This window comes from Pseudoalteromonas sp. SR45-5 (assembly GCF_014163565.1).
In the GTDB taxonomy this organism is placed as follows: Bacteria; Pseudomonadota; Gammaproteobacteria; order Enterobacterales; family Alteromonadaceae; genus Pseudoalteromonas; species Pseudoalteromonas distincta.
Genome location: NZ_JACJDN010000152.1, coordinates 1 through 7,301, shown reverse-complemented (window position 1 = coordinate 7,301; position 7,301 = coordinate 1). Strand labels below are relative to the sequence as shown.

Annotated in this window: 7 protein-coding genes; 1 reads left to right on the top strand and 6 read right to left on the bottom strand. The window is 40.6% G+C overall.

The genetic code is table 11. From position 1 onward, the window contains the following. Positions 1 to 40 precede the first annotated feature (40 nt). The 5 genes from astD to H5072_RS07850 all read right to left on the bottom strand — a co-directional run bounded on the left by astD (position 41) and on the right by H5072_RS07850 (position 5,998). Positions 41 to 1,510, bottom strand: coding sequence for a succinylglutamate-semialdehyde dehydrogenase (gene astD, locus H5072_RS07870; RefSeq protein WP_182693187.1), 1,470 nt, complete (start codon positions 1,508 to 1,510; stop codon positions 41 to 43). Positions 1,511 to 1,525: 15 nt separating this feature from the next. After that, on the bottom strand, positions 1,526 to 2,542 hold the full coding sequence (astA, locus tag H5072_RS07865; protein WP_024597056.1) for an arginine N-succinyltransferase: 1,017 nt from the start codon (positions 2,540 to 2,542) through the stop codon (positions 1,526 to 1,528). Positions 2,543 to 2,627: 85 nt separating this feature from the next. After that, the gene (locus H5072_RS07860) at positions 2,628 to 3,833 is read right to left on the bottom strand and encodes an aspartate aminotransferase family protein (protein WP_182693186.1); all 1,206 of its coding nucleotides are present in this window, start codon (positions 3,831 to 3,833) and stop codon (positions 2,628 to 2,630) included. A gap of 379 nt (positions 3,834 to 4,212) precedes the next feature. After that, positions 4,213 to 5,373 (bottom strand): HDOD domain-containing protein, encoded by a 1,161-nt coding sequence (locus tag H5072_RS07855; protein ID WP_002958858.1) that lies wholly within the window; start codon positions 5,371 to 5,373, stop codon positions 4,213 to 4,215. Between the two features lie 43 nt (positions 5,374 to 5,416). Next, positions 5,417 to 5,998, bottom strand: a complete 582-nt coding sequence (locus H5072_RS07850) for an aminodeoxychorismate/anthranilate synthase component II (RefSeq protein ID WP_024596662.1) — start codon at positions 5,996 to 5,998, stop codon at positions 5,417 to 5,419. Between the two features lie 549 nt (positions 5,999 to 6,547). On the opposite strand from H5072_RS07850, the gene H5072_RS07845 reads away from it, so the two are divergent. After that, on the top strand, positions 6,548 to 6,790 hold the full coding sequence (locus H5072_RS07845) for a YdcH family protein (RefSeq protein WP_002958856.1): 243 nt from the start codon (positions 6,548 to 6,550) through the stop codon (positions 6,788 to 6,790). A 62-nt stretch (positions 6,791 to 6,852) separates the two neighbouring features. Here the strand turns inward: H5072_RS07845 and H5072_RS07840 are convergent, their stop codons facing one another. Next, positions 6,853 to 7,209, bottom strand: coding sequence for a putative quinol monooxygenase (locus tag H5072_RS07840; RefSeq protein ID WP_182693185.1), 357 nt, complete (start codon positions 7,207 to 7,209; stop codon positions 6,853 to 6,855). Positions 7,210 to 7,301 lie beyond the last annotated feature (92 nt).

The following is a 7,301-nucleotide window of genomic DNA, read 5'->3' as shown; positions in this document are numbered from 1 at the left end:
AGCCGAAGCTGCTTTTATAATGATTAAGTAGTATTACTACTTAATCTATTTTTAAGCCTGGGCTTAGTGTTGCTGGCATCGCTACTTTTTCAAGCTCTACTGAAGCAACTGGGTATGCACAGTAATCAGCTGCGTAATACGCGCTTGCTCTGTGATTGCCCGATGCGCCAATACCACCAAATGGTGCTGCGCTTGACGCGCCAGTAATTGGGCGGTTCCAGTTAACAATACCAGCGCGAATACGACGTAAAAAATGGTCGTAATCTGCTGCACTATCACTTAATAAACCAGCCGATAAACCAAAGGTTGTATCGTTTGCTTTATCAATGGCTTGGTCAAAGTCGTCAAAGCGGAATACTTTTAAAAGTGGTCCAAAATGTTCTTCATCTGGGAAGTCACTAATATTTGTACACTCAATAATACCTGGTGTTACAAAACCGGTATTGGCTGTGTGCTCAAGCTCTACTAATACTTGAGCGCCAAGCTCAACAAGCTCGTTTTGCGCTTTAACCATGCCCGCTGCTGCCGCTGATGAGATCATAGAGCCCATAAATGGCTGGTCTGCATCATCGTAGTTACCTACTTTAATCGCTTTAGTTGCAGTGATAAGGCGCTCTAAAATTACATCGCCTTTGCTACCTTTAGGTAAAAACAGTTTACGTGCACATGTACAACGCTGGCCGCTTGAGATAAACGCTGATTGAATAATATCGTGAACAACCGCTTTAGTGTCTTCAACGTCAGTAATAATAAGTGGATTATTACCACCCATTTCTAGCGCTAAAATTTTACCCGGTTGACCCGCAAACTGTTCATGTAAAATATGACCAGTACGCGAAGAACCCGTAAAGAACAAGCCATCAATCCCTTTGTGAGCAGCAAGGGCTTTACCCGTTTCTACTTCACCTTGAACAAGGTTGATTACACCGGCTGGTAAGCCTGCTTTTTCCCACAGTTTAAGCGTAAGCTCGGCAACTTTAGGAGTCAGTTCAGACGGTTTAAATACAACCGTGTTACCGGCTAAAAGCGCTGGCACAATGTGGCCATTAGGTAAGTGACCCGGAAAGTTATACGGACCAAATACGGCTACAACCCCATGTGGCTTATGACGGATCATTGCACGGCCAAGTGGCATTGCGTTTTCTACGTCGCCAGTGCGCTCTAAAAATGCTTTTTCAGAAATGGCAATTTTACCAACCATAGCACCCGCTTCTGTGCGAGTTTCCCACAGTGGCTTACCTGTTTCTTGTGCGATAGTAATAGCGAGCTCTTCGCTGTTTTCTTTTAATTGCGCTGCGAATGCTTTAATTATTTCTAAACGCTCAGTAAAGCTTTTATCAGCCCATGCATAAAACGCTTCGCGCGCTGCATTTACTGCGGTGTCTACTTGCGCCGCAGTTGCTGATGATGCCTGCCAAATAACGTCGTTATTTGCAGGATTTACTGAATTAAATTCTGTGCCTTGGCCTTGTGACCATTGTCCATTAATAAATTGTGCAGGATGAGTCATATACTTTCTCCTAAATTAAATCGTGGTTGCACTAACAATATCGCCAGTTTGCAAATGCAATGCATCTGCTACTTCTTGCGATAAAATAAGGCTTTTTGCGCGCTCGTCAAATGTCATTGGTGCAACGGTTGCTCTAAAATCTTCAAGCTTTTCGTTAGCTAGTAACACCATGGTGTCGCCAGTCATTTCGCCAATTTCAACGTTAAAGTTATTTGCATTACGAATCGTCGCAATGTTATCTACTTTTGCTTCAACCGTTGGGCCGCCGTCAAAAATGTCTACGTAGCCATTAAACGTAAAACCTTCGCTTTTTAATAACTCGATTGCTGGGCGTGTGTTGTCGTGTACTTTACCTATTACGGCTTGCGCATCTTTACTTAGCAAATTTACATAAATTGGGTATTTAGGCATTAGTTCAGCAATGAAAACCTTTTGGCCAATACCTGTTAGGTAGTCGGCTGTTGGAAAATCCATTGAGAAAAAGTGCTCTTCAAGCCACTGCCAAAAAGGGCTACTGCCGTTTTCGTCAGACACACCGCGCATTTCTGCAATCACTGTTTGTGCAAAACGCTCTTGATGCTGCTTTATAAACATAAAGCGCGCTTTGGAAAGTAGCTTACCGTTACAATTTTTACGATAGCCATCTTTTAAAAACAATGTGCAAAGCTCTGTAGCGCCTGTGTAGTCGTTACATAGCGTTAAAATATCAACCGCTTTGTATACGTTTAATGTGCGCGAAGAGTGAATCACTTTACTTAAGTGATAATGATAAAATGCATCATCAAGCCCTACCGCAGCTTCAATTGCAGACGTACCTACAACATCACCGGTTTCGCTATCTTCAAGAACAAACAGGTAGCCTTCGTCACCGGGTTGTGACGTTTGCTTAGCAAATGAACTTACAGAATGGTCTATTTTCTTTTGCAATAGTTCTTCGTTTAATGGCAAAGACGTAAAACCATGCCCAGATTCGTGGGCAATTTTCAGTAATGCTGAGTAATCATTTTGCTGGATTGGGCGAAGGATCATCATGAGTCCGCTTGCTCCCTTATAAATAACGGTAAATAGGAATTGCAGGGCAAGCGGTGCTTGCCCTTAATTGGTTGGCTTAAGTCGCTTATGCGTTTACTACGCTTGCTACTGCTTTTTCAAAGCGTGCCATACCTTCGCGAATGTCCGCTTCAGGAATTACTAAAGATGGAGTGAAACGTATTACGTCTGCACCGGCAACTAGTGACATAAGGCCTTGCTCAGTACCTGCCACTAAAAACTCTTTTGCACGACCTTTGTATTGCTCGTTCACTACTGCACCAATTAATAAACCTTGGCCACGGATTTCGCTAAATACGTTGTATTTTTCGTTAACCGCGCTAAGTAGTTCATTAAATAATGCTGCTTTTTCTTTTACGCCAGCCAGTACGTCTGGGGTATTTACTGTATCAAATGCCGCTTCTGCAACAGCACAGGCAAGCGGGTTACCGCCATAAGTAGAACCATGTGTGCCTACTTTAAGGTGCTGTGCAATTTCAGTTGTTGTGATCATAGCGCCAATAGGAAAACCGCCGCCAAGTGCTTTAGCCGAAGTTAAAATATCAGGTACTACGTTTAAGCCTTGGTATGCATATAAATCGCCAGTACGACCAACACCTGTTTGAACTTCATCAAAAATAAGCAGTGCGTTATGTTTAGTACATAAATCGCGAACGCCTTGAGCAAACTCATCAGTTGGTGAAACAATACCGCCTTCACCTTGAAGAGGTTCCATCATTACGGCACATGTTTTATCGCTGATAAGTGCATCAAATGCAGCAAGGTCATTGTAATCACAATGTACAATGTCGCCAGGCTTAGGACCAAAACCATCTGAATATGCAGCTTGGCCGCCAACAGTTACGGTAAAGAATGTACGACCGTGGAAACCTTTGTTGAACGCGATGATTTGTGATTTTTCTGCGCCAAACTTATCAAGTGCAAAACGACGCGCTAATTTAAGCGCGGCTTCGTTTGCTTCTGCGCCAGAGTTGGCAAAGTAAACTTTTTCAGCAAATGTCGCATCAACCATTTTTTTAGCTAGGCGAAGTGCCGGCTCATTGGTCATTACGTTAGATAGATGCCAGATTTTTTCGCCTTGCTCTTTTAATGCGCCTACTAATGCAGGGTGGCAATGGCCAAGACAGTTAACTGCAATACCACCAGCAAAGTCGATAAACTCTCGACCTTGTTGATCCCATACGCGAGAGCCTTCGCCTCGAACAGGAATTACGCTTGAAGGTGCGTAGTTAGGAACCATTACGTGATCAAATAATTCGCGATTGACTGTCATTTTATTTCCTCTTAATTGTGAGCAACACAAAACATCAAAATAGGTGTTTGGTTAATATTTGTAACCAACTTTATAGGCAAGATCAGTAACCTGATAATTGCGCAAAATTGCTTTGTGGTTCAATTTTCAGACGCACATTATTTCAGAATTACTGATATCTGTCTCGTTAAAAACTTTCATGTATCCCTTGAAAATAAAGGGCTAAAGATATTATTTCATAGATAGTGAATAACTATTTGCATAGCTATTTATGCTTATTTTTAGGCAACTAACCGCATGAGTACAGAGGCGCACACGCTTTAATCGGCAAATATGTAATATAACAATAAGATGAAAATGAATGGTTAGTCGCAAAAAAATTAACAAAAAATTCAGATTTTTAGTCAATTTGAATAGCTAAATTGGTAAAATTACTCGATTGGAGGGTTTTTAGTTCCGTTTTAGTGAACTTAAAGTGCGAAAACCAGCTTAGAGCTTCATCAGGTTCAATAAGTTGATGTTCTTTTAAATTAAGATATTGAGAATAGCACCGTGCCTTTAGCATTACTTCTGTTAATGGCAGTAATGTATCGCCCTTATCTACCCCATTTACTAGCTGCTGCATTACCCCTTTAAACGGTAAATATTTAAAAGCCATTTTGTCTATTACCTTAGCGCTTACTTCTATCGATTTATTGCTAAGTAGAGTAGTTAAAAATAGCGGGTCGGGCTGAAGCTCTAATAATGCGGTGTGTAAATCTTTTTGGTTTTCATTTCGGGCTAGCTGTACTTTACGTTGCCATATTTGCTCAAACGTTTTTAAGTACAAGCGCACTAATGCAATTCGCCCTACATCTAAAAGCATACCAAGGGTAAATGCATGAACGTCATTTACATTATTAATTTGTGCAATTTTTTGCGCTGCAATCGCGTTTGCCATCGCGCTGTCGCGTAGCCGGCGTTTTAATAACGAAAATGGTTCGGTGCTATGTGGCATCCAATGGCGGGCAGCAAATGTAGGAATAACTAGCTGTAAGTTATCAAGGCCAATATAACGAAGGGCGAGCGATGGCTTATCTACTTTTACAGACGTGTTTTTACTACGTTGATTACGATAGTAAGGTAAATTAACGAGCGTTACTAACTCCCTACCCAACCAGCTTATATCATTAACCAATGGCTCTAAACGCCCTACCGACGCTGACTTTACCGCTAATATATCGAGTATATTGGCAATGCCATCTTCAATACCTATGGTGCTATGAATTACGCCATCTATATCTTCGAGCTGCTTATATATAGCTGTTTCAATTGTTTTGTGCAGTTGCTCACTGGCTTGAGCGCGGTACTTATGATGTGCAGTACTGCTTTGCTGGCGTTTATTCTGTGCGGCCACTTCAACCTGAAGCAAGGTACGCTGCTTCATGGGTTCGCCGTAATCTATATCTAATGTATGAATGAAACCAATTTGCTGATGCGCAAAGCTATGCCCAAGCAATAAGTCATGAGCTCGTTGGCTTAGTATTTTGGCAGTACGCTGCTGGGCTACAAGTTCAGTCATGACATCCATTAATAAAGTATAAAATGCTATGTGTATTATAACATTAGAAGCGAGTTAAAAAGTTATCAAGCAGTTCTAAGCCTTGAGCAGTTAAAATAGCTTCGGGATGAAACTGCACACCTTCGATAGCAAGTTCATTGTGTAACAACCCCATAATTTCGTCAAACTCGCCTTGCTCAGTTTGAGTCCATGCGGTTACTTCAAGCTCTTTAGGCAGAGTTTGCGCTTTAACCACTAAAGAATGATAACGACATACCGTTAACGGATTAGCTAAGCCTTTAAACACCCCTTTATTAGTATGAACTATGGGTGATGTTTTACCGTGCATTACTTTTTTAGCACGAATTACATCTCCACCTAAAGCTTGTGCGATAGTTTGATGCCCCAAGCAAATCCCTAAAATAGGATATTGCCCTTTTAGTTGCTCAACAACATTTAGTGAAATACCCGCTTCGTTAGGGGTGCATGGCCCTGGCGATAACACGATGTGCTGCGGGTTTAACTGTTTTATTTGTGCAATGCTTAGCTCATCATTACGTTTCACTAAAACGTCTTGATCTAAACGCTGAAAATATTGCACTAAGTTGTAAGTAAACGAATCGTAGTTGTCGATCATCAACAGCATTACACAACAGACCTTATAAATTATTGACCACTACTTTACACAAGTGGTACTAAGCGCTGCATTCTACCACTATTAATTAACCAACATAAATTAGCAAAAAGCGTTAAAAATTAACTCTTTTAGCTAAAATGCTTAAAAGCCTTTAGCGGGTATTGGTTTACTAACTTGAACTCTGGTTAAGAGATTTACTAACGTATTGAATCATGATGATATTTAAATTTATTTTCTCTAGCCAGAGATTCCTTGCACCTTGAGCAATAATATCGAACCCTAAGCTTTTTACGATTAGTTAATACACCTACGTAGGCTGTATACCCCAACAATAAATTATTGACCTCTAAAGTACGTGCATTTATTGATCGCACTATTAGATACTTTGGTGAAATGCCTTACTGAGCAAAATAAACAGATTGCTTGTGCTACATCAAATTAGCGGCTCGATGGTTGAATTATATCTATGTAAGCCCCAGTGTATTATATGAAAGGCAGTAATTCACTTATACAACTCACTTACTTGTGAGCTCATTTATATCCTACTAAGGAGCGAATATGTTAGGCGAAGACCACTCATTAACAAATGACTTTCCAGAGTACTTAAAGACCATTGCCGAGTTAAATGAAAGCGATACTGAATTTGCAAAAAAAGCAGATAAGTACGACAAGCTAGATAAAGAGATTAGAGTGTTAGAGCTCAAAGATGCGCCCATAAGCGATGAACAAATGCATCTATTAAAACACGAACGTACAGAATTAAAAGATTGGCTATACGAGCGCTTGCAGCAAGAGCAGTAATGCCACTAAAAAAAGAGCTCACTGATGAGGTGAGCTCTTTAGATCAACAATGGGTATTTTCTCTAAAACTTTACAAAGCCACCCACAGGTTTCATAAATACACTGCTTGGGCCTGCAAAGGCTTGTGCAAACTCTTCTGATAATTGTCTAAATACCGTTACTTTATCCATATCAACTACGCTTAAAAATAGTGGGCCACTTTCGCCCCAACCAGCAAGATGCGCTTTAGCAGCATCTTCATCTTGGTAACGCTCGTAAATATGTACATTGCGCTTGTCTTCACTTACTGTCCACTCATACATTAAAGTGCCCGCTTCACTTTTAGCCAAAGTAACTAATTGTGCCATTACCAGTAAAAACTCATCGTATTTACCTTCTTTAATTTGGCCTTGTACTGTCCAGGTAACATGCTTTTTCATTATGCTTACCTAATTTAAGCTGTGCTAAAATACTGTCTAACGTATCTACGAGTTGTTGATTTTTAGCATTATTAAGTGCATCAACATGAGGA